Annotated in this window: 1 protein-coding gene; it reads left to right on the top strand. The window is 66.9% G+C overall.

The genetic code is table 11. The annotated features are described in order from the left end of the window. Positions 1-375 (top strand): integrase core domain-containing protein (locus FLQ44_RS10190; RefSeq protein ID WP_170252927.1); only part of this gene is annotated, 375 nt, incomplete at both ends.

Here is a 375-nt window from a genome sequence, read left to right as displayed (position 1 = left end):
CGGTGTGCCTGAAGGCCTGCCCCGACGAGCGGGAGCCCACCGTCAAAGCCAGCCTGATAGCGGCGTTCCGGCGTTATGGGCTGCCAGCGCGGATGACGATGGACAACGGCAGCCCCTGGGGAGACGACAGCCAGTCCTACACGGGGCTGGACGTCTGGTTGATGGGTCATGGCATCCGGGTCAGCCACTCGCGCCCTTACCACCCGCAGACCCAAGGCAAGGACGAACGCTTCCATCGCACGCTGAAGGCCGAAGTGCTGCAGGGCCCGCCGTTCGCGGATCTGAATCGGGCGCAGGCCGCGTTCGACCATTGGCGCCGGATCTACAACACCGAACGCCCGCACCAAGCGCTCGGTATGGCGGTGCCTGTGAGCC

Source organism: Vogesella mureinivorans (assembly GCF_007644035.1).
In the GTDB taxonomy this organism is placed as follows: domain Bacteria; phylum Pseudomonadota; class Gammaproteobacteria; order Burkholderiales; family Chromobacteriaceae; genus Vogesella; species Vogesella mureinivorans.
This window is presented reverse-complemented; position numbering and strand designations above follow the sequence as displayed.